Here is a 22490-nt window from a genome sequence, read left to right as displayed (position 1 = left end):
TTCGTTGTCCGATGTCTCGATCGGCGCTCAGCCGAGAACAGTTCAGTCGGACAGACTTCGATTGCTTCGGAAGCGACGCGAAACGCCGGTGATCGGGTCTTCGAATTCCACCGCCCGCGCCAGAAGCCTCAGGGGTTCGGTGAAGTCGTCGCCCGGTACCGACCGATACTCTGGATAGAACGGATCACCTTCGATGGGTATGCCCATCGAAGACAGGTGAATTCGCAACTGGTGCGTCTTGCCTGTTTTCGGGAAGAGTCGATAGCGCGCGCGTTCACCCAGGATCTCGATCATTTCGACCCGTGTTTCACTGTTCGGCTCGCCTGGTTCCTCATGGGCGACCATGACCCCGTGTTCTTTGATGATTCGACTCCGAATCACCCGCGGCAATTGCAGTGTCGGATCGTAAGGCGCGATCGCCTCGTACTCTTTGAGTACCGATCTCGACGCGAAAAGCTCCTGGTACGGCCGTCGGAGTTCCTTGGTGCGGGTGAAGATCAGAACTCCCGCCGTCGCCCGATCGAGCCGATGGGCAGGCGTGAGATCCGGGCAATCGAACATCCGACGCGCACGCACCGTCGCGGTCTCGGTGACGTGCCTTCCCCGAGGGATCGTTGCCAGAAAGTGCGGCTTGTCGACCACGACGATGCCGTCTCCGTCATAGAGGATGTCCATCTCGAACGGCACCGGGGTCTCCGGAGCGGGGTCTCGGTAGAAGTACACGAATCGTCCAGGAGCATAAGCACTTTCGCTGCACCACGGCCGCCCCTTCTCGTCGACGACCTCGCCGGAGACCATCGACTGCTCCCACAGGTCGGCCGAGTACTCGCGACCGAGGTACTCGAGCACGGTCTTCGAGGAATCCTCGTGTGGAAGCCGAATGCGCAATGGCGCCAAACCGTGCCGGTACGGAAGTGGCTCAGGCACAATCGACACAGACCAGGCGGAGCCCGCGGCCCTCGTCGTCGTCGAAATCCTGGTACCGAGAAGTCGGGTTCGTGCACACAGTGCAGCGGCCGATCACCGACGTGTGGTCGGAGAAGTCGATCTTCATGCGCTTGTCGAATACGTACAGCGATCCCTCCCACAGCGCATCGTCGCCGTAGGCCTCCGCGTAGCGCACTATTCCGCCGTCGAGCTGATAGACCTCTTCGAAACCTCGTGAGCGCATCAGCGAAGAAAGCACCTCGCATCGCACCCCACCGGTGCAGTAAGTGACGACGGGACTCTTCTTCAGATGATCGAACTGCCCCGAGTCCAGTTGCGCGAGGAAATCGCGGGTGGTGTCCACTTCGGGCACCACAGCATTCTTGAATTTGCCGATCTGCGCCTCGAACGCATTGCGGCCGTCGAAGAAGACGACGTCATCACCACGACGATCGACAAGTTCGTTCACTTGCGCGGGATTCAGGTGCACTCCCCCACCGACCACTCCGTCTGCGTCGACCTTCAGTTCCTCCGCTGCCCCGAAGGTCACGATCTCCGACCGGACCTTGACCGAAAGCCGCGGGAAGTCCTCCCCCAGTCCCTCCGACCACTTGATGTCGGCGTCTTTGAAGGCCGGGTAACTCCGCGTTCCTCGCACATAGCGCTTGACGTCGGCGAGTTCGCCGCCGACGGTTGCATTGATCCCATGCTCGGAGATGATGATCCTGCCACCGAGATTGTTGGACGCGGCCAGCGTGTGCTGCCACAGCCGGATTGCCTCCGGGTCCGGTAGTGGGGTGAAGACGTAGAACAGCACGATTTTCGGTACAGCCATAGATGTAAGTATGCCGGTGCGTACCGAGTCGGTGTAAGGAGCGACTACGCGCGAACGGGTAGAGCTACCGGATCCACCCGCGCCAACCCGTCGGGAACCGCAAATCCCGCACCCCAATAGATGCCGCTGAGCGGGTCTTCCTTGGCATCGAGGTACCAGTGATCCATCTGGACGCCCGCGGGCGTCACATCGAAGACGCCGAACCCGTGACTGTCGAGGTCGACGTATTTGATGTGACGGTTGAGCGTGGTCAATGCGGCCTCGGCGACTCTGCTGAGCGTGTGCGGGTCCGTCTTCGTCAGATCATCGATGTTCGCCGAGGACACCGACGTGACGACGAGCTCGGTGGCGACACCACCGGTCTGGAAGTAGCGTGCTGCATCGACTGGAACGTCACATGCCCATGACGAGTGAATATCGCCGGTGATGAAGACTGTGTTGCGCACGTTCTTCTCTGCGATCGCGCCGAGCAGCCGCTTACGGTCCGCGGTGTACCCGTCCCATGGATCGGCGTTGTATGGCAACCCACCAGCTGGAATCCCGAGCAGGCCGGTCAGCGCGGCAGCAGCTTCGCTCTCGAGCGGAGGGAGAAGAACCGGGGTGATCATGACCGGATTCCCGACGATCTTCCACTGCGCCGGCGAACTCACCAGTCCCTCGGTGAGCCACTCCATCTGGTCCGCTCCGGTGATCGTGCGATTCGGGGAATCGACGTCGCCGCCCTGGAATGGCAACACCTGCTGGGACCGATAGCTTCGCAAATCCAGCATCGACAGCTCGAGCAACGTCCCGAAGCGCAACCGTCGGTAGATGTGGCGATTCTGCGGGGTACCGGCTGCGCGTACGGGCATCCATTCGAAATAGGCCTGTACCGAGTTCGCCTTACGAACCGACCACGGTCCCTCGGTCTCGGGCTGATGAGTCTGAGCGCCACCGTCGTACGCATCGTTGGCCGATTCGTGATCGTCCCACGTGCAGATCCACGGCACGCCGAGGTGAGCGGCTTTGAGGTCCGGATCGGACTTGTACTGACCGTGGCGGATCCGGTAATCCTGCAAACTGACGATCTCGTGAACCGGATCGTGCTGCCGAACGACCCCGTTCTTGCCGGCAAAACCACCGGTCTCGTACTCGTAGATGTAGTCGCCGAGATGGATGATCGCGTCGAGATCGGTGCGTGTGGCCAGATGGCGGTAGGCGCCGAAGAATCCGGACTCCCAGTTGGCGCACGAGACGACACCGAACCTGAGTCCGTCGAGTTCGGCGTCGTTGGCCGGGGCCGTGCGGGTCGTGCCGACAACGGATTGCGTGCCTGCTGCGTCGCCACCCTGGACTTCGAAGCTGTAGTAATACGTCGTCGCCGGGGAAAGGCCGTCGACGTCGACTTTGACAGTGTGATCGGAGTCCGGGCTCGTCGCCACGGTGCCGCTGCGGACGATCGCCGTCAGCTCCGGATCGGTAGCCACCCTCCATCGAACCTCGCTCACGGGCCCGATACCGGAACCGGGGAGGGCATCAGGAGTCGGAGTTACCCGAGTCCACAGAATGACGGCCTCGGGCGTCGGATCACCCGAGGCGACGCCGTGCTGAAACGGGACGAACGAGCCCTGTTGCGCGTGAGCGAGAACCGGGACCGCCGAAGCTGCTCCGACCGCTGCCACTGCGATGGACGAGGACCGAAGAAATCCACGCCTGGACACACCTTTTTTCACGGTCACGTCACAAGTTGATGTGATCGAGAGGCCGCGGTCAAGTCCGGCTGGCCACCGAGGGTAGAGATTCACTCTCAGCTCACGCGGCGTTCGAATACAGGCACCTGACCGACGGAGAAAGTTTGCGCTTCCCTCGACTCGAGCACTCTGCGTCCATGTCCCCCTCCGCTCCGCTCTGGTTGTTCGGTGATCAACTCGGCCCGCATTTTCACTCGACGAGTGAGCACATCCATCGCGAAGTCCTGTTGATCGAGAGTGCACGAGTGTGCCGGACACGTCCGTTCCATCGACAGAAGTTGCATCTGGTCCTCTCGGGGATGCGACATCTCGCCGCTGAACTGGACGATCGCTCTACCTATCTGAAGACCGAAACGTACCGAGACGGTCTCGAACAGTACGGACGGCCGGTGCTGGTGTTCGAACCAACCTCGCACGCTGCGGAGCGTTTCGTCCAGAAACTTCTCGACGAGGGCGTCGTACTGGATGTGTTGCCGACACCGATGTTCGCGCTGAGCCGAACGGATTTCGCCGAGTGGGCCGGCAACCGAAATCGGTTTCGCCTCGAGGCGTTCTATCGCGACCAGCGCAGACGCTTCGAGGTGCTCATGGCAGGTGAGGAGCCGGTCGACGGGGTGTGGAACCTCGATGCCGACAATCGTGAACCACCTCCGAAGAAGCGCTCGACGCTCGGCGTGGATCCGCCGTGGTGGCCGACCGAGGACGTTATCGACGATTCCGTCCGGGCAGACCTGGATGCTCTGGACCTCCCGACCGTCGGACAGGACGGCCCGCGCCTGTTCGCGGTGACCGTCGGCGAGGCCCGGGAAGCCCTGCAGCACTTCGTCTCCTATCGTCTCGCTGATTTCGGCAAATACGAGGACGCCGTGATGAGTCAGGACTGGGCGATGGCGCATTCACTACTGTCGGTGCCGCTGAACATGGGTCTGCTCGAGCCTCTCGAGGTAGTCGAGGCCGCCGAACAGGCTTGGCGCGACGGTGACGCCCCGCTCGCGTCGGTGGAAGGATTCATCCGCCAGGTGCTCGGCTGGCGGGAGTACGTATGGCACCTGTACTGGCATTTCGGCCCGGATTACCTCGACCGCAACGAGCTGGATGCCCATGAGCCACTACCGAAGTGGTTCACCGATCTCGACGGTGAACACCCGATCGCGGCGTGCCTGTCACACACTCTGACGGAACTGAATGCGCGCGGCTGGGTGCATCACATCCCCAGGTTGATGATTCTCGGCAACTTCGCACTCCAGCGTGGATACGACCCGAAAGCACTGACCGAATGGTTTGCCACCGCATTCGTCGACGGATTCGCCTGGGTCATGCCGGTCAACGTGATCGGCATGAGCCAGCATGCCGACGGCGGGTTGATCGCGACGAAGCCGTACGCATCGGGCGGCGCGTACCTCGATCGCATGACCGATCACTGCGGTGGGTGCGAATACAACCCGAAGAAGCGCCTCGGCCCGGACGCGTGCCCGTTCACGGCCGGGTACTGGTCGTTCGTACACCGCCATCGGGAGCGGCTGGCGAAGAACCATCGAACAGCGCGCCAGGTGTCGGCGATGCACCGACTCGCCGACCTCGACCAGGTGCTCGAACAAGAATCCCAGCGAGAGGTCTTCTGATCGCGCTTGTGAGTAGGGGTGATCGAACTCGTGCTTCGCTACGGTAGACCCATGAGCCTTCCTCGACCTACGCCCGACAGCACTGCCGTCGTCACGGGGGCCTCCTCCGGAATCGGGGCAGCGATTGCCCGCGAACTCGCCGGCCGTGGGCACGGGGTGACCCTCGTGGCGCGAAGCGGCGAAAAGTTGAGCGCGCTGGCCGAGGAACTCAATTCGCGCGGAGTCCGAGCCGAGGTTCTCGCTGCGGACCTGTCCGAGCGATCTGCACGGAGTGAACTGCTGGGCCGAATCGAAGCGCTGGGACTGGTACCGGACATCCTGGTGAACAACGCCGGACTGTCCACGCTCGGTCCGGTCGCATCCTCTGACCCGGAAGCCGAGTTGAACATGATCGAGGTCGACGTGGCTGCTGTCGCCGACCTCTGCAGCCGATTCCTGCCAGGCATGACGGCGAGAGGACGCGGTGCCGTACTGAACGTTGCATCGACGGCGGCGTTTCAGCCCGTTCCCGGTCAAGCTGGGTACGGCGCGTGCAAGGCATTCGTCCTTTCGTACACCCAAAGTCTCAGCGGCGAACTGCACGGAACCGGAGTCACCGCGACAGCGTTGTGCCCCGGACCGGTGGATACCGGATTCGGTGAGACAGCAGGCTTTTCGAAAGAAGATGCCGAGGCTGCACTTCCGTCCGTGATGTGGATATCGCCCGAAGATGTCGCAAAGACCGCCGTCGACGGCATGGCGAAAGGGCAGATGGTCGCGATACCTGGCGCCATCAACCGTATCGTGTCGATATTCGCCCAGGTGACGCCACGAAAGCTGTTGGTACCCATCCTCGCTCGTAACCATCCAGGCCTACGCAAAGGATCCACTTCATGACCCGCGAATTCACGGTGTCCGACAGCGCCGTCGTCAGCGCTGACGCCGACACTCTCTACGCAGCCATCAGCGATCCGACGCAGATGGGTAGCTGGAGCCCGGAGAATCTCGGCGCCGTGGTGCACGATCCCCACGAGAGCGCTTACGTCGGAATGGTGTTCGACGGAAAGAACAAGCGCGGGCGTGCACGCTGGATCACCCGATGCACCGTCACCGTCGCAGATCCCGGGTCGGCGTTCGAGTTCCGCGTCCACGCGATCGGTGTGAAGACTCCCCGCTTCAAAGGCGCCAACGCGACGTGGCGGTACGACTTCGAACCGGCCCCCGGTGGCACCAAGGTCACCGAGACATGGACCGACGACCGCACGAAGTGGCCCGATACCGTAGCGCTCGTATTCGACAAGATCGCCACGAGTGGAAAGACGTTCCCGCAGTTCCAACGTCGGAACATCGCGAAAACCCTCGACAACCTGCAGAAGCGTTTCAGCTGAGCGAAACGGACGTACGGTGAGCAGCTACTTCCGCTCGAACAAGCCCCGCACATAGGCCGCTTGTCCACAGTGCTGCAGGTCATCGGACACCACCGACACCAGTCGCACGCCCAGGGTCACCGGGGGATCCCACTGCTCGTCGACGACGCGATCGAGATCCTCGGCCGTCAGCGAACCGAGATAGGCGACGGTCCTGGCGTGCACCGCGTCGTGGTAACTGCGGAGCAGGTCGGCGCCGGCGCTCACCCGAGCGACATCGTCGGAGCTATGGCCGTAGCCGATCGCAGAACTCTCGAACGGCAGGCCGAATCTGCCCTCCCAGCCGTCCGAGGTCCACACCTGCTCTCCTCCCTCGACGTCGGCCACGTGATCATCCTGAACTCGGGTCAAGTGCCAGATCAGCCACGCAATCGTATTGGCCTCCGCGTCCGGCCTGAAGATGAGGGCTTCGGAAGAAATGTCGTCGAGGGTGTCGTGTACGACCCCTTGGATGCGGTCGAAGGCGTCGATGAGTACTCCGGCGTGATTCACCTGGTTGTCCTTTCGAAATACGGGTGGAGATGTCGTGGTGACATACCTACTCGGTGCATACCCGACTGTGTTCGACGTGCATACCCGAGTGTGTTCGACGTGCATACCCGAGTGGGCAATTTTCATCACCGGAATTTCCGGTACTGCCCAACCCGTTGCACCCTGGTATGAAGGCAATCACATACACCAGGACCGGCGACACCTCCGTACTCGATCTGGTGGACCGAGAGATACCCGAACCGGGACCGGGCGAGGTTCGAGTGAAGGTCGCCGTGTCCGGGGTCAATCCCACCGATTGGAAGAACCGGACAGGCGCGCGCCCCGGAGACACACTCGACTTCGAGGAGGTCGTACCCAACCAGGACGGTGCAGGGACCGTGGATGCGGCAGGCACCGGCGTCGACGGCCTCGCAGTCGGTGACCGGGTGTGGCTGTACCTCGCACAGCACCGTAGGCCGACCGGAACTGCGCAGGAATACACGGTCCTCCCGGCCGAACGCGTCGTACGACTCCCCGAACACGTCGGTTTCGACGTCGGGGTCAGCCTCGGTGTGCCCGCCATGACAGCCCACCGCGCACTGACCGTCTCCGAAGACGGCCCCGCGCGGTTGCATCCCGGCGCGCTCGTCGGCAAGACGGTTTTGGTTGCCGGCGGGGCGGGAGCGGTCGGGCATGCGGCAATCCAACTCGCGCGCTGGGCAGGAGCAACGGTTGTCACGACCGTCAGCAGCCCGGAAAAAGCAGCCCTCGCTACTGCCGCGGGTGCACATCACGTCGTCGACTACACAACCGGCGATGCCGCTGCCTCGATCCGAGCCATCGCCCCGGACGGGGTCGATCTGGTGGTCGAGGTCGCCCCGGCGCAGAACGCGGAATTGAATGCCGCTGTCATCTCCACACGCGCCTCGATTGCCGTGTACGCCAACAACGGCGGCAACACGATCACCCTCGATGTACGACCGAACATGGTGCTCAACACTCGCTACCAGTTCATTCTGCTCTACACCGTCGGCGAGGCAGCCCTGAAGGCAGCTCAGGAAGACGTCAATACTGCGGCGGGTGCAGGTGTCCTCGAGGTCGGCGAGAGCGCCGGTCTACCGTTGCACCGGTTCCCCTTGTCCGGCACAGGCGCTGCGCACGAGGCAGTTCAGAACGGCGTGACCGGAAAAGTTCTCATCGATGTCTGACACACCTTTCGGTCACCTTTGCCGAAACAGCAAAGAAAATTGCACATCCGTGAATGCGGCGGCATTCTCGTAGGCATGCACACACACGACGATGCTCCGGAAGTATTCGACCAGCCGTTCTGGGACAACCTGTACTCGGAACGACCCAGTATCTGGAGCGGGCACGCCAACCAGGTACTGATCACAGAAGCGTCGAAGCTCACACCCGGCAGCGCCCTCGACATCGGCAGCGGCGAAGGAGCCGACGCATTCTGGCTCGCGGACAACGGCTGGAAGACCACCGGCGCCGACATCTCCCCCATCGCCCTCGAACGCGCTCGGCAGGCACAAGGCAATCGAACCGTGGCGTGGCTCCACCGCGATCTCACCGAGTGGGCTCCGCCCGCCACGTCGTTCGACCTGATCAGTGCCCACTTCTTCCACCTGCCACCCGCTCAGTTCCAGCCCGCAGTCCTTCGCTTCGGCGACGCAGTCACCTCGGGCGGACACCTCCTGATCGTCGGACACAGCCCTTCCGACGCCCTGGCCTCGCAGCATGGACACGCCGAAATCCTGTTCACAGCCGAGGAGGTCACGGCGCTGTTCCCCACCGAGGAATGGTCCGTCGTCGTCGCCGAGGATCGAGCGCGAACCGGAACCACCCCCGAAGGGGAGCAGGTCGAGCGCGTCGACGCCGTCGCGGTGCTTCGCAAGCTCTGACCTCGGAGTCGGGCCAGGACAGGGAGCTTCAGGACACAGGGGCATCTAGAATCGATCCCGATGCCCCTGCCTCTGCGCTCCCCCATGGCTCTACCGCTGCGCTACTACGTACCATTGGCTCTCGCACTGCTCGTCGCGATGATCATTCTGTTCACTCCCGCGTCGGGCGTGCCCAGCGGATTCACTCACAGCGACAAGATCGTTCACTTCACGCTCTTCTTCGCACTCGCCTACACCTCACGTATCGCAGCGGTGTCGGCGTTGCGGACCGTCCTCTGGACGACAACCTTCGCGATAGCGTCCGAGATCCTTCAGGCCGTCCTGCCGTTGGGCCGCAGCGGTTCCCTCCTCGACACGGCATTCGATGTGGCAGGCGCGGCCGTGGGGGTGCTCGTTGCCACGCGCATAGTTCCAACTCACTCCGCTATAGACTGACAGCACGCTCCGGGGGTTCTCGGCTCGCACGCCACGTCCGGAAGGGTCACCATTATCTCGTCCACGCCCCATGAGATCTATCTGGTCGCCCCCGAGCAAGATGCGCTCGACCCGGTGATCGGTGAATCGCCCGAGTCGGTCGCGCGCCTGACCGACCGAACAGATGTGGTTGCGTACGACGGAAGATTCGCCTTGTCGATCACGTCCACGACCCCCCACCAGGCGATGGTCTTCGATCTACTGTTCATCCGCGCGGCCCTCGACAGCGCCCGCATCCGATACCTGCTGGTTCGCGGAAATGACAAGAGACCCGTCATCGCCATAGATGCTGCCGACCGCGAACCACTGCGCGCAGCGTTGGTCGAGGCGTGCCTGCAAGAGCCGTTCTACTCCAAAACCGTCGACATCAAGCGAGCCAAGACGGTGCTGGTAGCCGACGGATCTCTCTCGCCTGCCTCCGACGCCCGCATCTTTCGGCTCTACCGCCCCCGAATCGAACCGAACAGTGGCCTGCATTACGGCGCGTCGACGGCAGTTCAGATCGAACTGTGGGCATTTTCGCCCCAGGAGATCGTGCTTCCCGTCGAGAACTCGCTGACCCGCCGCGCCATCCGACGCGACGAAGCGGTGCGCGGAACCGTCGAGCGCTTCGGTAAGTCCTGGCCGACGATCGAGAACATGTTCGCCGACCACGCGTCGGACATCAATTTCGATATCGACATCGTGTTCTCCTGGGTCGACGGCTCCTCCGCGGAGTTCCAAGCCCAACGCGCACGCCGTATGCAGAACTATGTTGTCGGAGAAGGTGACTCGTCACCCGCACGATTCCGGCAGATCGACGAATTGAAGTATGCGCTTCGCTCGATCCATATGTATGCACCGTGGATTCGTCGAATCTTCGTCGCAACCGATTCCGACCGACCGAGCTGGCTCGCCGAAGATCCGCGCGTGACGTTCGTGCCGAGCGAAACGTTCTTCGTCGACACCTCCGTTCTGCCGACGCACAATTCACAGGCAGTCGAATCCCAGCTGCACCACATCCCCGGCCTGTCCGAACATTTCCTCTACTCCAACGACGACATGTTCTTCGGACGCCCGGTCGGCCCGCAGATGTTCTTCTCACCCGGCGGCATCAGCATGTTCATCGAAGCCGGCACCCGAATCGGGTTGGGCTACAACGACGAAGATCGCAGCGGGTTCGAGAACGCCGCCCGGGTCAACCGCCGACTGCTGCAGGACCGCTTCGGCCTGATGACCACCAGGCACCTGGAACACGCGGCAACGCCCCTTCGCAAAAGCGTCATGCAGGAGATGGAGAACGAGTTTCCCGACGAGTTCGCTGCCACTGCCGCAAGCGTCTTTCGCGCCAGCACCAACATCTCGGTCACGAACTCGCTTTACCACTACTACGCGTTGATGAGTGGCCGGGCCGTGGTGCAGACGAACGCCAAGGTGACCTACATCGACACCACGTCGCATTCGGGACTCCACTCCATGGAGAACCTTCTACCCAAACGCTCGATCGACTTCTTCTGCCTCAACGACGGCAGCTTTCCCGAGGTCGACCTCGAGGTACGTACCCGTCGGGTCACCGAGTTCCTCGAAAGGTACTTCCCCATCGTCGCACCCTGGGAAAGCTAGATACTGCTGAACCTCGGCCGGCGCGTGCTTTCGGCGATGGTCACCCCTGCCTCGTCCAAACGCCGAACGACCTCTTCGGCGGAGACGTATTCACCGACTGTCTCGTAGGTTCCGATAGGGACCACCGAGTGCACGACGTTGTCGTCGTAGAGGTGGACGAGGTTGTAGGCCTGCGCCCCGTCGCGGCCCCGGGTAGCACCAGGTGGGACGTTGAGGTCCTGGGTATAGCAGGTAGCGGACGCTACCGATACAGGAATCCCTGCGAAGGTCGCGGAAGTCGAATAGTGCAGGTGGCCGGCCAGAATGGATCTGACGTCGCTGCCACGGAGTGCATCCGCGAGGCTGCGCTGATCGAGCAACTCCACCAGCACCGCAAGATCCAACACCGCAGGCACCGGCGGGTGATGCATCGCCAGGATGGTGCCGAATTCGGCTTTCGTTTCGAGAATGCCTGCAAGCCAATCCAATTGGCTCTGCGTCACTTCACCGTAGTGGTGACCGGGAACTGTCGAATCCAACGTGATGATGCGAAGTCCTGCCACCTCGTGCACACGGTCGACCGTGCCGGTCGTCGGTGCCTGGTCGAGTAGCCGAGACCGGAAGGTCGCACGGTCGTCATGGTTTCCCATCGCCCAGATGATCCGGGCTCCGAGCGCCTCGGCAACCGGCTCGACCAGCGCCCGCAGCGTGTCGTAAGCACCCGGTTCACCTCGGTCGGTGAGATCGCCGGTGAAGACCAGCGCATCGGGCCGCACCCCGGATGTCTCGACGTCTGCAAGGATGCGACGCAGCGTGGCCGTGCTGTCAACCCCACCGTACAAATCACCGCCCTCGACAAGGTGCGTATCGCTCAGGTGCAGGAGGCAATGATTCGGGCGTGGGTACTCCGCCGTCCGAGACTTCATCGGTGTCTCGCTTCCGATCGGCCTTCTCGTGGGCACACTTTCCGCATGCCCTCTATCTCACAGTAGCCAAACCCTCTGAAGGGAACACTCGGGGTACGGAGAATTTACGGAGAACGAACACCGAGACAGCTCCCCACGCAGGTGAGTGGGAATCTTTCCGACTCCCACTCACCTGTCGGACTCTGCTACTTCGACAGCACGCGCAGGTGCTCGTCGGCACCACCGAGCGTGTGCTCGATTGCGACGAGCCTGCTGACGTAATGTCCGACCGGATATTCGGCCGTGACGCCGATACCACCGTGCAGCTGAATCGCCTCTTGCCCCAGCTTGCGCGAGGACCGAGATATCTGCAGCTTCGAACGCGAAGCCACGAGCGGATCTACGACGTCGTCCGCGAGATTCATCGTCGCGTACAGCGCCATACTGCGCGCCAGTTCGAGCAAGACGTACATATCCGCTGCCCGGAACGTCAACGCCTGGAATTTGGCGAGCGGAACACCGAACTGCTTGCGCTGCTTCAGATAGTCCGTCGTCAACCTCAATGCCTCTTCCATGGCACCGACAGCTTCGGCGCACAGTGCGGCCTGAGCCTTCACCTCCGAAGCCACGATGGCCGCGCTTGCATCCGCGCCGTCACCCAACGGCTCGGCCGCGACATCGGTCAGTGTGATCTGGGCCGCCCGGCCGCCATCGTGAGTCTGGTAGGACTTGCGATCGAGCCCCGTCGCATCGCCGTCGACGAGAAACAGGCCTGTCCCGCCGCCGGGAAGCGTCGCACTGACCACCAGTACATCGGCGCTGCCGCCTGATGGGACCGGATTCTTCGTACCGGTGATGGACCACGAACCGCCGTCCTCGGTCGCTGAAGTACCCACCGTGATGTTCGGCCAACGGCTGCCGGTTTCGTTGTGTGCAAAGGCAAGCAAGGTGCTGCCTTCGGCTACGCCGGGCAAGACGCGTCGACGCTGATCGACACTTCCGACCTCGGAGATCAACCCGCCCGGCACGAGCACCGCATCGAGTATCGGCTCCGGGGCGAGGCGCCGTCCTACCTCGGTCATGACAGCCATGATCTCCACCGGACCGGCATCCATGCCGCCGTCGTCCTCGGAGAAGCTCAGTCCGAGTAGCCCGACCTCGGCGAGCTGCTTCCACACATCGGCAGACCAACCAGGTTCGGCGGCAACGATCTTGTTCCGCTTTTCGGTGTCATACGCCCTCGACAGCACCTCACGAGTGGTGTCACGCAGGAGTTTCTGTTCTTCGTTCAGTTCGAAATCCATGTCCTGCCCCTCACAATCCGAGAATCGTCGACGCGATGATCTGCCGCTGCACTTCGTTGGATCCGCCGTAGATCGATACCTTGCGGTAGTTGAGGTACGTCGGAACCGAACGCTGCGCCCAACCGGGACTGTCGATGTCGTCACCGGCCTCGTAGGGAAGCGAATCAGGTCCTGCGATATCCATCAACATCTCGGTCGCCGACTGCTGCAACTCCGATCCGCGCAGCTTCAGAATCGACGACGCTGGATTCGGCTTACCGTCAGAAGATCCCGACACCATTCGCAGCTGTGTGAGTTCTAGTGCGAGAACTTCGTTTTCGAGCTCGGCGAATCGCGCGGCGAAGATCGGATCTTCGAGCAGGGTGCCGTCGGCAACGGCGGTGGCGGACGCATGCTTCTTTGCCTGTTCCAGACGAACCTTCGTGTGCCCGACCCGGGTGACACCGGTGCGTTCGTTACCGAGCAGGAACTTCGCGTAGCTCCACCCCTGATTTTCCTCGCCCACAAGGTTCTCCGCCGGAACACGGACATTCTCGAAAAACACCTCGTTGACCTCGACGCTGCCGTCGATCAACTTGATCGGGCGCACCGTGATACCGGGCGTGTTCAAATCGATCAGCAGGAACGAGATCCCCGCCTGCTTCTTCGGCGCATCCGGGTTGGTCCGAACGAGAGCGAAGATCCAGTCGGCGTACTGCCCGAGCGTCGTCCACGTCTTCTGTCCGTTGACGATGTAGTCGTCACCGTCGCGCAAAGCAGTCGTTCGCAGCGAAGCAAGGTCCGATCCTGCCTCGGGCTCGGAGAATCCTTGACACCACCAGATGTCCAGATTCGCCGTCTTCGGGAGGAATTTCTCCTTCATCTCTTGCGAGCCGAAAGTCGCGATCACCGGTCCGACCATCGAGGCGTTGAATGCCAGTGGCTCGGGCACCGAGGCAAGCTGCATCTCGTCGAGCCAGATATGACGCTGAACCGGCGTCCAATCCCGGCCGCCGAACTCTGCGGGCCAATGCGGAACAGCCAGACCGTTGGCATTGAGGATGCGCATCGTCGTCACCATGTCTTCACGGCTCAGCTCGATACCCACCTTGCTCTTCTCGCGAATTTCTGCGGGAATCTCAGTGGTGAAAAAAGCCCGCATTTCGTCACGAAAGGCGGCTTCTTTCTCTGTCAGGGCAAGATTCATTTTGGTCCCTCCGGACTCGACCACGTTGTCGCTTTCGACCGTACTCTCCAGTAGCTGGGATACCCTCCGGACACTATGACTTTGCTGGCACTGGTTCGACATGGCGAAACCGACTGGAATCTGCACGGTCGCCTCCAAGGCTCCTCGGACATTCCACTGAACTCGACCGGCCGCGCGCAGGCCGGCGAAGCCGTGTACGAACTCGAAGGCCACGCCTGGGACCTGTTGGTGAGTTCACCGTTGTCGAGGGCATCCGAGACAGCGGACATCATCGGATCGCATCTCGGGATCGAGCGCAGCGCCGCCTATCCCGATCTCGCCGAACGACACTTCGGCGAGGCCGAAGGATTCACCGACTACGACGCGTACTCACACTGGCCGGACGGACTGTATCCAGGCCTGGAACCGCGCGGCACCCTGATCGAGCGGGGAGTGCGCGCCGTCGACGAGATCGCGGATACGTATCCGGGCTCCTCCGTGATCGCGGTCGCCCACGGCGGCATCATCCGGGCGATTCTCGGCGCAATCCGCGGCGTACCGTCGCCGCGCATCCTCAACGCAGGGGTGTCCACCCTCGTCCGCGACGAGACTGGATGGACTGTTCGCACGATCAACGGAATCCCAGCACGGAGGTACCACTGAGATGCACATCGAACGCAAGTTGGAGGAACTGGGATTCGTCCTTCCCGCCGAGGCCCACGCGCCGCCGGGATTCCAATTCTCCTTCGAATGGGCTCGTGTTCGAGGCAACCGGGTGTACGTCACGGGTCACTCACCGCAACGAGCGGACGGTTCGATGGCAGGCCCCTTCGGCGCGGTGCCGTCGCACATCTCCCTCGACGAGGCCACGGACGCCGCACGAGACACAGCCCTGGCGGTACTCGCCAGCGTGCAACGCGCTATCGGCGACCTCGATCGAATAAGCGCCTGGCTCACGGTCTCGGGAATGGTCAACGCCGATCACGGGTTCACCCAGACGACGACAGTCATCAACGGCTTCTCCGATCTGATCCTGCAAGTGTTCGGCCCCGAAGTCGGAGCCCATGCGCGCAGTGCCATCGGAACGGCAGCACTACCGATGAACAACGCAGTCGTCGTATCGGCAGAAATAGAAATCGACGGGTAGGTTTCCTCTACCGAACGAGATGACGGAAGGCCTTCCTCGAAGTGCATCGCAAAGTGCTCGCTCTGCTTGCCGTGCTGGTCGCACTGATGTCCGTTGCCGGTTGTGGATCCTCCACCGGACCACTGATCGATACGGTCAAGGACAACGGCGTCCTCGTCGTAGGTACCGAAGGTACTTACAGCCCGTTCAGCTTTCAGGGCGCGAACGGACAACTCACCGGATACGACATCGACGTGGTCGATGCAGTCGCGGGCGAACTCGGCGTCCGCGTCGAGTACGTACAGACCCCGTTCGACTCGATATTTGCCGGACTTCAATCCGGACGCTTCGACCTGATCGCCAATCAGGTCACGATCAATCCCGATCGACAGAACGCGTACGACTTGTCCAAGCCGTACACGGTCTCCGATGGCGAAATCCTCGACTCGGCGACCAGCACAGCGATCACCTCGGTCGCAGACCTCGCCGGCAAAACGACTGCACAATCGTCGACCAGCAACTGGGCTCAGGTCGCCGCAGACGCAGGCGCGAAGGTAGAAGCCGTCGAAGGGTTCGTGCAGGCAGTCACTCTCGTCAAAGACGGACGTGTCGACGCCACCGTCAACGACAGCCTCGCCATCGCCGAGTATCTGAAACAGACCGGCGACACCGGCGTCAAAGTGGCGGCACAAACCGGAGACACCAGCTACCAGGCCTTCGCAGCCCGCAAAGACAGCGGCCTGATGGACGAAATCGACAACGCGATCGACACGTTGCAGGCGGACGGAACGCTCGATCGGATCTCCACCACGTACTTCGGTTCTGCCGTCGCCGCACCGACCGCAGATACCCAGGTGCCCACATCGGACGCCTCGGCTGTCGAACCGCAATCCAAACTCGAACTGATCCTCGACAATCTGTGGCCGATGTTGAAGGCAACGCTGACCATGACCATCCCGCTGACGGCCATCAGCTTCGTCATCGGGCTCGTCATCGCCCTCGCAGTTGCATTGGCTCGCATCTCGTCGAGAAAGGCCTTGTCTGCGGCAGCTCGCTTCTACGTCTCGATCGTTCGAGGCACGCCGCTACTGCTGCAATTGTTCATCGTCTTCTACGCGCTGCCGCAGTTCGGAGTGGTGATCGACCCGTTCCCCGCTGCGGTGGTCGCGTTCAGCTTGAACGTCGGCGGCTATGCAGCCGAAGTCATCAGAGCAGCCATCCTCAGCGTGCCGAAGGGACAATGGGAAGCCTCGCAAACCATCGGCATGAGCTACCGCACGACGCTGCAGCGCATCATCCTTCCCCAGGCATTACGTACCGCCGTGCCGCCGCTGTCGAACACGTTGATCTCACTCGTCAAAGACACCTCGCTGGCATCGACCATTCTGGTGACCGAATTGCTCCGCGTCGCGCAATTGGCAGCCGCACCGACGTTCGACTTCTTCGCTCTCTACAGCGTTGCCGCCCTGTACTACTGGGTGATCTGCATGATTCTTTCGTTCTTCCAAGGAAAACTCGAAGTCCGACTCGACAGGTATGTGGCGAAATGACCGACCTACTCGACGTCAAGGCACTCAAGAAGTCGTTCGGCGAGATCGACGTGCTGTGCGACGTCTCCTTCTCCGTCCCGGCGGGCAGCGTCACCGTGATCATCGGGCCGTCCGGATCCGGCAAGACGACGGTGCTCAGATCGTTGAATGCACTCGACCCCGCCGATTCCGGGTCGATCCGGATCGGTGACGTCTCTGTGGACTTCGCAACCACAGTGTCCGCAGCAGAGCTTCGACTCCTCCGAGCACAAAGCGGAATGGTCTTCCAGAGCCACAATCTGTTCCCACACAAAACCGTTCTGCAGAACATCATCGAAGGTCCGGTAATCGTCCAAAAACGTCCGAAAGACGAAGCGATCGCCGACGCCCACACGCTGCTCGAGCAGGTCGGTCTCGAAGCCAAAGCCGATCAATACCCGTTCCAACTATCCGGCGGCCAGCAACAACGCGTCGGGATCGCCCGAGCCTTGGCGCTTCGACCGAAGCTCATGCTGTTCGACGAGCCGACCTCCGCCCTCGATCCCGAACTGGTCGGCGAAGTACTCACCGTCATCAAAAATCTTGCAGCGCAGGGATGGACGATGGTGATCGTCACCCACGAAATCCGCTTCGCCCAGCAGGTCGCCGATCAAGTCCTCTTCATCGAAGACGGCATCGTTCTCGAGCGAGGAACACCAGAGGAAGTACTTGTCAATCCGACCGAGGCGCGGACCAGGCAGTTTCTACAGCGGATCATGGGCTGACGAAGACGGGTCCAACCCAAGGCCACCGGCCAAGAAAAACACCGCCCAAGAAAAACACCGCCCACCTCCGCGTCGCACCGTCTGAAACAGGGTGCGATGCGTAGGCAGACGGTGTCTGTCTACTTACGTGCTTCTTCAGCGCCTGGGCTTGCCCTTGAACTTGCTGCCGCCGCCACTGCGTCCGGGAGGCCCGGAGTCGGGGGTCAGCTGAATCAGCACTCCACTGATCCGAGTACGACGCAACGCTTCGACCGTCTCGTCGGCCAGGTCCGCAGGCAGTTCCACCAGCGAGTGGTCCGGTCTGATGCTGATGTGCCCGAAATCGCTGCGTCGTAGTCCGCCCTCGTTCGCGATAGCTCCGACGATGGCACCCGGCGCGACGTGATGACGCTTGCCGACGCTGATCCGATACGTCGCCATCTCCTGACCGGTCTTGCGGTGATGCGAATCGGCCGCGTCTGCGTCGAACGAACGCGGAGGCCTCGGCTCGCGTGGCTCCCGGGGTGCGCGCGGCGGGGCGGGCGGCTCGGGCTTGAGCAGGAACGCTTCACCGTCGCGGGACTGCACGGCGAGCGCTGCTGCGATATCCGCGAGCGGGACGTCGTGCGCCTGCACGTAATCCTCGACGAGCCGGCGGAACAGAGCGAGATTCTCGCTCTCGAGGCTCTCGGTGATCGAGTCCCCGAACTTGGTGACGCGTTGCGCGTTGACGTCGTCGACACTCGGCAACTGCATCTCGGTGATCGGCTGACGCGTCGCACGCTCGATCGCTTTGAGCAGGTGACGCTCCCGTGGCGCTACGAACAGCAACGCCTGACCGGCTCGGCCCGCGCGCCCGGTACGACCGATGCGGTGCACGTACGACTCGGTGTCATGCGGAATGTCGTAGTTGATGACGTGTGAAATGCGGTCGACATCGAGACCACGCGCCGCGACGTCGGTGGCAACGAGAATGTCGATCTGGCCGTTCTTGAGCTGACCGATGGTCCGCTCGCGCTGAGCCTGCACGATGTCACCGTTGATCGCTGCCGCGGAGAATCCCCGTGCACGCAGCTTCTCGGCGAGCTCCTCGGTGGCCTGTTTGGTTCGAACGAACATGATCATCGCTTCGAATTCTTCGACTTCGAAGATCCGTGTCAGTGCTTCCAGCTTGCGCTGATGTGCGACCTGCACGTAGCGCTGTGTGATGTTCGGTGCCGTCGAGGTCTTGGTCTTGACGGTGATCTCGACAGGATCGTGCAAGTACTGCTTGGAGATCTTGCGGATCGCAGCAGGCATCGTGGCCGAGAAGAGAGCGACCTGCTTGTATTCGGGAGTATCCGAGAGAATTCGCTCGACATCCTCTTGGAAGCCCATCTTGAGCATCTCGTCGGCCTCGTCGAGGACCAGATACTCGAGGGCGGACAGGTCGAGAGTGCCCTTCTCCAGGTGATCGATGACGCGACCGGGGGTACCCACGATGATCTGCGCACCCTTGCGCAGACCCGAGAGCTGAATACCGTATGCCTGCCCGCCGTAGATAGGCAGGATGTGCAGGCCAGGGATGTGCGAGGCGTACTTACCGAACGCCTCGGCCACCTGCAGCGCGAGCTCACGCGTCGGTGCCAACACCAGCGCCTGCGGAACACGCCGCGACACGTCGAGCCGCGAGAGGATCGGCACCGCGAACGCCGCAGTTTTGCCGGTACCGGTTTGCGCCAATCCGACGACGTCGTTGCCTGCCATCAGCGGCGGAATGGTGGCCGCCTGAATGGGCGACGGTGTCTCGTATCCGACGTCCCGCAGTGCCTGCAGAACACGTTCTTCGATTCCGAGGTCGGCGAAAGTAAGCTGCGGAGCTTCTTCGGACGCAGCGTCCGGGGCGGGGGTCGAGTCGGTGGGCGCCGGTGCCGACCTATTCGAAATTGCTTCGTCACTCGTCACGGCGGCATCCTGATTCGGCTCTGTTGTGCTCATATGCAACCCAGTTTAGTCCCTGCAACCGACCCAGCGGACCGAGTGCCGAGAATTCATGGTTGCGCACCCACCGGCCGGGGCGGTTCTCTGCCCCCGATCCGGGCGACGGCGACAACGGGGGCAGATAAGAAGAGAAGCCTCGAACCTCCGTGCGACAACGGTTAAGGTCCACCCAGAGTTACACCAAAACTCGGTAGATCTGGCCGAAAGTTCGCAATCCGGACACCCCATCGGAAGTGCACGCTGGCCAAGAGTGTGATGAAATGCACATCTATTACGTCATTTTCCCGGAGGGGTCCCACAGTGCGAGAATATTCTGTACCCGCGTCATTCACCATTCCCGAAGACGCATCCATGGCAGATTCGGTGTTCCGGTACGCAAAGGAGTCCCCGAACCTCGTACCGTTCGTGCGGATGCAGAACGGTTCTTGGACCGACGTCACCGCAGCTCAGTTCGCCAAGGAAGTGTCTGCAGTCGCCAAGGGGCTCATTGCCTCCGGAGTCGAACTGGGCGATCGCGTCGCCATCCTGTCCGCAACTCGTTACGAGTGGGTTCTCCTCGACTACGCGATCTGGACCGCAGGCGGGTGCACGGTAGCAATCTACGAGACATCCTCACCCGATCAGGCGCAGTGGATCCTCGAAGATTCCGCTACCAAGATCCTGTTCATCGAATCCCCAGCACATGCCGAAGCGTTGAAAGAGGTCACCGAGGGTGCCGCCGAACTGCGTGAGGTACTGCAGATCGACGGAGGCGCTGTCGAAGAACTGACCAAGCGCGGCGCAGCGGTCACCGATGAAGAACTGCACACCCGTCGCAAGCAGGTCGGCGCGTCCTCGCCGGCAACGCTGATCTACACCTCCGGCACCACCGGCCGTCCCAAAGGCGTTCAGCTGACGCACTCCAACTTCTACGCCGAGGTGGAGGCCGTGAAGCTGGCACTTGGCGATTCGATGAAGGAGGGCAACCGAACACTCATGTTTTTGCCGATGGCGCACGTGTTCGCGCGGGCGATCTCCTTCGGCTCGTTCGAGTCCAAGGTGACCGTCGGCCACACTGCCGACGTAACAACCCTCGTCGACCAGTTCGCTGTATTCCAGCCGGATTTCATCCTGTCGGTACCACGCGTGTTCGAGAAGGTCTACAACTCCGCCAAGCAGAAGGCGCACGACGGCGGTAAGGGCGGAATCTTCGACAAGGCCGCCGCGACCGCGATCGAGTGGAGCGAGGCCAAGGAAAAGGGCGGAGCCGGTCTCGTCCTCAATCTCAAGCACGCACTGTTCGACAAGCTCGTCTACTCCAAGTTGCGTGCGGCCCTCGGCGGCAAATGCGTGCGAGCTGTCTCGGGCGGCGGACCCCTCGGGGCACGTCTCGGTCACTTCTTCCGCGGCATCGGCGTCCCCGTGTACGAGGGCTACGGCCTCACCGAGACCAGCGCCGCAGTCACCGTCAACACAACGCCGGAGCAGCGCGTGGGCACGGTCGGCAAGCCGATCAACGGCCATGCCGTCAAGGTCGCCGAGGACGGCGAACTACTCCTCAAGGGACCAGTCGTCTTCAGCGGCTACTGGCACAACGACAAAGCCACCGCCGAGTCCATTGTCGACGGGTGGTTCCACACCGGGGACCTCGCCTCCATCGATCAGGACGGTTATGTCTCCATCACCGGCCGCAAGAAGGAAATCATCGTCACTGCGGGCGGCAAGAATGTCGCACCCGCGGTACTCGAGGACGCACTGCGGGCGCACGCGCTCATCAGCCAGACACTCGTCGTCGGCGACGCCAAGCCCTTCATCGGCGCGCTGATCACCCTCGATCCCGAGGCACTGCCCGGCTGGAAGCAACGCCACGGGCTGTCCGAGACCGTTGCCTTCGCGGAACTGTCGACCCACGTCGACCTCGTTGCCGAGATCGACAAGGCCGTCGCCGAAGCGAACAAGAAGGTCTCCAAGCCCGAGCAGATCAAGAAGTACAAGATCCTCGAGCAGGACTTCACGGTCGAGACCGGGGAGCTGACACCGACGCTCAAGCTGAAGCGGAACATCATTCACCAGGAGCGCAGCGCGGTCATAGAGTCGATCTACAGCTGACTTACCCGTGTGACGTGCATGTCTGCTGTTCGGGCATGCACGTCACACCTTTATGTCTATACACCTGTGTCTATACAGCCGAGCATGAACTCGGCAGCGTCGAGCGAGACGGTCCGGTGGATCTTCTCGTGCAACAGATCATGACCGGCATTCTCGTACTCCTTCAACTGAGCGCCCGGCACCGATGGAATCCACGTGCGAACAGCGTCTATCGACGCCATCCGATCGTCCACGCCGTGCAGCGCCAGCAGTGGCACAGTCGAACTGCGTAGATCAGCGACGGCTGCACCGACAACCGACTTCGGGGTCGCACACAACACCGCCGAAGTAAATCGGCTCGAATCCTTGTCGAGAGCGGCAATTGCGGTTGCCGCGCCCAACGAATGCCCCATCAGGGCCAGCGGGATGCCGTCACGCTCGGACTGCGCGATCGCTGCGAGCTGAAGGGCGTTGTCTGCAAGACCTTCGATCTGCGATGCATCGGACAGCTCGCCCTCGGTGAGACCGTGGCCGACGTGGTCGATGGCCCATACATCGATGTCGAGACCGTTCATCACCCGCGCGAACCGATGGTAGTTACCGCTGTTCTGTCCCAAACCGTGGAGGAACACCACGATGAGACGGGGGTGTGCCGTCGTCCATGATCGGTAATGAACGGCACCGGTGGCTCCCTCGAAAAACGGCATTGGGCTATCTT

Annotated in this window: 21 protein-coding genes; 12 read left to right on the top strand and 9 right to left on the bottom strand. The window is 62.0% G+C overall.

Annotated features, from left to right (window positions below; all coding sequences use genetic code 11):
- Positions 1–42: 42 nt before the first annotated feature.
- Genes E5720_RS15355 through E5720_RS15345 form a run of 3 tightly spaced genes read right to left on the bottom strand, consistent with a single transcriptional unit; the run spans position 43 to position 3480 of the window.
- On the bottom strand, positions 43–930 hold the full coding sequence (locus tag E5720_RS15355; RefSeq protein ID WP_136172733.1) for a pseudouridine synthase: 888 nt from the start codon (positions 928–930) through the stop codon (positions 43–45).
- Entirely contained in the window at positions 920–1762 is an 843-nt protein-coding gene (locus E5720_RS15350) for a rhodanese-related sulfurtransferase (RefSeq protein ID WP_136171363.1), read from the bottom strand. The genes E5720_RS15355 and E5720_RS15350 overlap by 11 nt, the downstream gene beginning before the upstream one ends.
- Before the next feature lie 44 nt (positions 1763–1806).
- A complete protein-coding gene (locus tag E5720_RS15345) occupies positions 1807–3480 on the bottom strand; it encodes an alkaline phosphatase D family protein (RefSeq protein WP_136171362.1) in 1674 nt (557 codons plus the stop codon).
- A gap of 149 nt (positions 3481–3629) precedes the next feature.
- On the opposite strand from E5720_RS15345, the gene E5720_RS15340 reads away from it, so the two are divergent.
- Genes E5720_RS15340 through E5720_RS15330 form a run of 3 tightly spaced genes read left to right on the top strand, consistent with a single transcriptional unit; the run spans position 3630 to position 6481 of the window.
- Positions 3630–5114 carry a cryptochrome/photolyase family protein gene (locus E5720_RS15340; RefSeq protein WP_136171361.1) on the top strand — a complete coding sequence of 495 codons (1485 nt, stop codon included), beginning with the start codon at positions 3630–3632 and terminating at the stop codon, positions 5112–5114.
- A gap of 51 nt (positions 5115–5165) precedes the next feature.
- On the top strand, positions 5166–5990 hold the full coding sequence (locus tag E5720_RS15335) for an SDR family oxidoreductase (protein ID WP_136171360.1): 825 nt from the start codon (positions 5166–5168) through the stop codon (positions 5988–5990).
- Positions 5987–6481, top strand: a complete 495-nt coding sequence (locus E5720_RS15330; protein ID WP_136171359.1) for an SRPBCC family protein — start codon at positions 5987–5989, stop codon at positions 6479–6481. The genes E5720_RS15335 and E5720_RS15330 overlap by 4 nt, the downstream gene beginning before the upstream one ends.
- 24 nt (positions 6482–6505) lie before the next feature.
- Here the strand turns inward: E5720_RS15330 and E5720_RS15325 are convergent, their stop codons facing one another.
- Complete coding sequence (locus E5720_RS15325; RefSeq protein ID WP_247595983.1) at positions 6506–7012, bottom strand: DUF664 domain-containing protein; 507 nt, start codon at positions 7010–7012, stop codon at positions 6506–6508.
- 167 nt (positions 7013–7179) lie between these two features.
- Here E5720_RS15325 and E5720_RS15320 point away from each other — a divergent pair, with 167 nt between their 5' ends.
- From E5720_RS15320 to E5720_RS15305, 4 genes are all read left to right on the top strand, one after another.
- Positions 7180–8199: an NADPH:quinone reductase gene (locus tag E5720_RS15320; protein ID WP_136171358.1), complete on the top strand. Its 1020-nt coding sequence runs from the start codon at positions 7180–7182 to the stop codon at positions 8197–8199.
- A 75-nt stretch (positions 8200–8274) separates the two neighbouring features.
- Positions 8275–8898, top strand: coding sequence for a class I SAM-dependent methyltransferase (locus E5720_RS15315; protein WP_136171357.1), 624 nt, complete (start codon positions 8275–8277; stop codon positions 8896–8898).
- A 60-nt stretch (positions 8899–8958) separates the two neighbouring features.
- Positions 8959–9333 (top strand): VanZ family protein, encoded by a 375-nt coding sequence (locus E5720_RS15310; RefSeq protein ID WP_247595982.1) that lies wholly within the window; start codon positions 8959–8961, stop codon positions 9331–9333.
- Between the two features lie 225 nt (positions 9334–9558).
- Positions 9559–10974 carry a stealth family protein gene (locus E5720_RS15305; RefSeq protein WP_136172730.1) on the top strand — a complete coding sequence of 472 codons (1416 nt, stop codon included), beginning with the start codon at positions 9559–9561 and terminating at the stop codon, positions 10972–10974.
- Here E5720_RS15305 and E5720_RS15300 read toward each other — a convergent pair.
- From E5720_RS15300 to E5720_RS15290, 3 genes are all read right to left on the bottom strand, one after another.
- Positions 10971–11879, bottom strand: coding sequence for a phosphodiesterase (locus E5720_RS15300; protein WP_136171356.1), 909 nt, complete (start codon positions 11877–11879; stop codon positions 10971–10973). The two genes, E5720_RS15305 and E5720_RS15300, sit on opposite strands and share 4 nt — an antisense overlap.
- A 185-nt stretch (positions 11880–12064) precedes the next feature.
- Positions 12065–13162, bottom strand: coding sequence for an acyl-CoA dehydrogenase family protein (locus E5720_RS15295; RefSeq protein ID WP_136171355.1), 1098 nt, complete (start codon positions 13160–13162; stop codon positions 12065–12067).
- A 10-nt stretch (positions 13163–13172) separates the two neighbouring features.
- Positions 13173–14348 carry an acyl-CoA dehydrogenase family protein gene (locus E5720_RS15290; protein WP_136171354.1) on the bottom strand — a complete coding sequence of 392 codons (1176 nt, stop codon included), beginning with the start codon at positions 14346–14348 and terminating at the stop codon, positions 13173–13175.
- Positions 14349–14423: 75 nt separating this feature from the next.
- Here E5720_RS15290 and E5720_RS15285 point away from each other — a divergent pair, with 75 nt between their 5' ends.
- The 4 genes from E5720_RS15285 to E5720_RS15270 are packed head-to-tail and all read left to right on the top strand — an operon-like array spanning position 14424 to position 17746.
- Positions 14424–14990, top strand: a complete 567-nt coding sequence (locus tag E5720_RS15285) for a histidine phosphatase family protein (protein WP_136171353.1) — start codon at positions 14424–14426, stop codon at positions 14988–14990.
- 1 nt (position 14991) lies between these two features.
- The gene (locus E5720_RS15280) at positions 14992–15474 is read left to right on the top strand and encodes a RidA family protein (protein WP_136171352.1); all 483 of its coding nucleotides are present in this window, start codon (positions 14992–14994) and stop codon (positions 15472–15474) included.
- A 41-nt stretch (positions 15475–15515) separates the two neighbouring features.
- On the top strand, positions 15516–17003 hold the full coding sequence (locus E5720_RS15275; protein WP_247595981.1) for an ABC transporter substrate-binding protein/permease: 1488 nt from the start codon (positions 15516–15518) through the stop codon (positions 17001–17003).
- Positions 17000–17746: an amino acid ABC transporter ATP-binding protein gene (locus tag E5720_RS15270; protein ID WP_136171351.1), complete on the top strand. Its 747-nt coding sequence runs from the start codon at positions 17000–17002 to the stop codon at positions 17744–17746. Before E5720_RS15275 ends, E5720_RS15270 begins: the two co-directional genes overlap by 4 nt.
- 135 nt (positions 17747–17881) lie before the next feature.
- Here the strand turns inward: E5720_RS15270 and E5720_RS15265 are convergent, their stop codons facing one another.
- Positions 17882–19702, bottom strand: a complete 1821-nt coding sequence (locus E5720_RS15265; protein WP_247595980.1) for a DEAD/DEAH box helicase — start codon at positions 19700–19702, stop codon at positions 17882–17884.
- 303 nt (positions 19703–20005) lie between these two features.
- Here E5720_RS15265 and E5720_RS15260 point away from each other — a divergent pair, with 303 nt between their 5' ends.
- Entirely contained in the window at positions 20006–21793 is a 1788-nt protein-coding gene (locus E5720_RS15260) for a long-chain fatty acid--CoA ligase (protein ID WP_210729882.1), read from the top strand.
- Between the two features lie 56 nt (positions 21794–21849).
- Here the strand turns inward: E5720_RS15260 and E5720_RS15255 are convergent, their stop codons facing one another.
- The gene (locus E5720_RS15255) at positions 21850–22479 is read right to left on the bottom strand and encodes an alpha/beta fold hydrolase (RefSeq protein WP_136171349.1); all 630 of its coding nucleotides are present in this window, start codon (positions 22477–22479) and stop codon (positions 21850–21852) included.
- Between the last annotated feature and the right edge of the window lie 11 nt (positions 22480–22490).

This window comes from Rhodococcus sp. PAMC28707 (assembly GCF_004795915.1).
Classification (GTDB): Bacteria; Actinomycetota; Actinomycetes; order Mycobacteriales; family Mycobacteriaceae; genus Rhodococcoides.
Note: the sequence above shows the minus strand (reverse complement) of the source record. Positions and strands in the feature narration are given on the sequence as shown.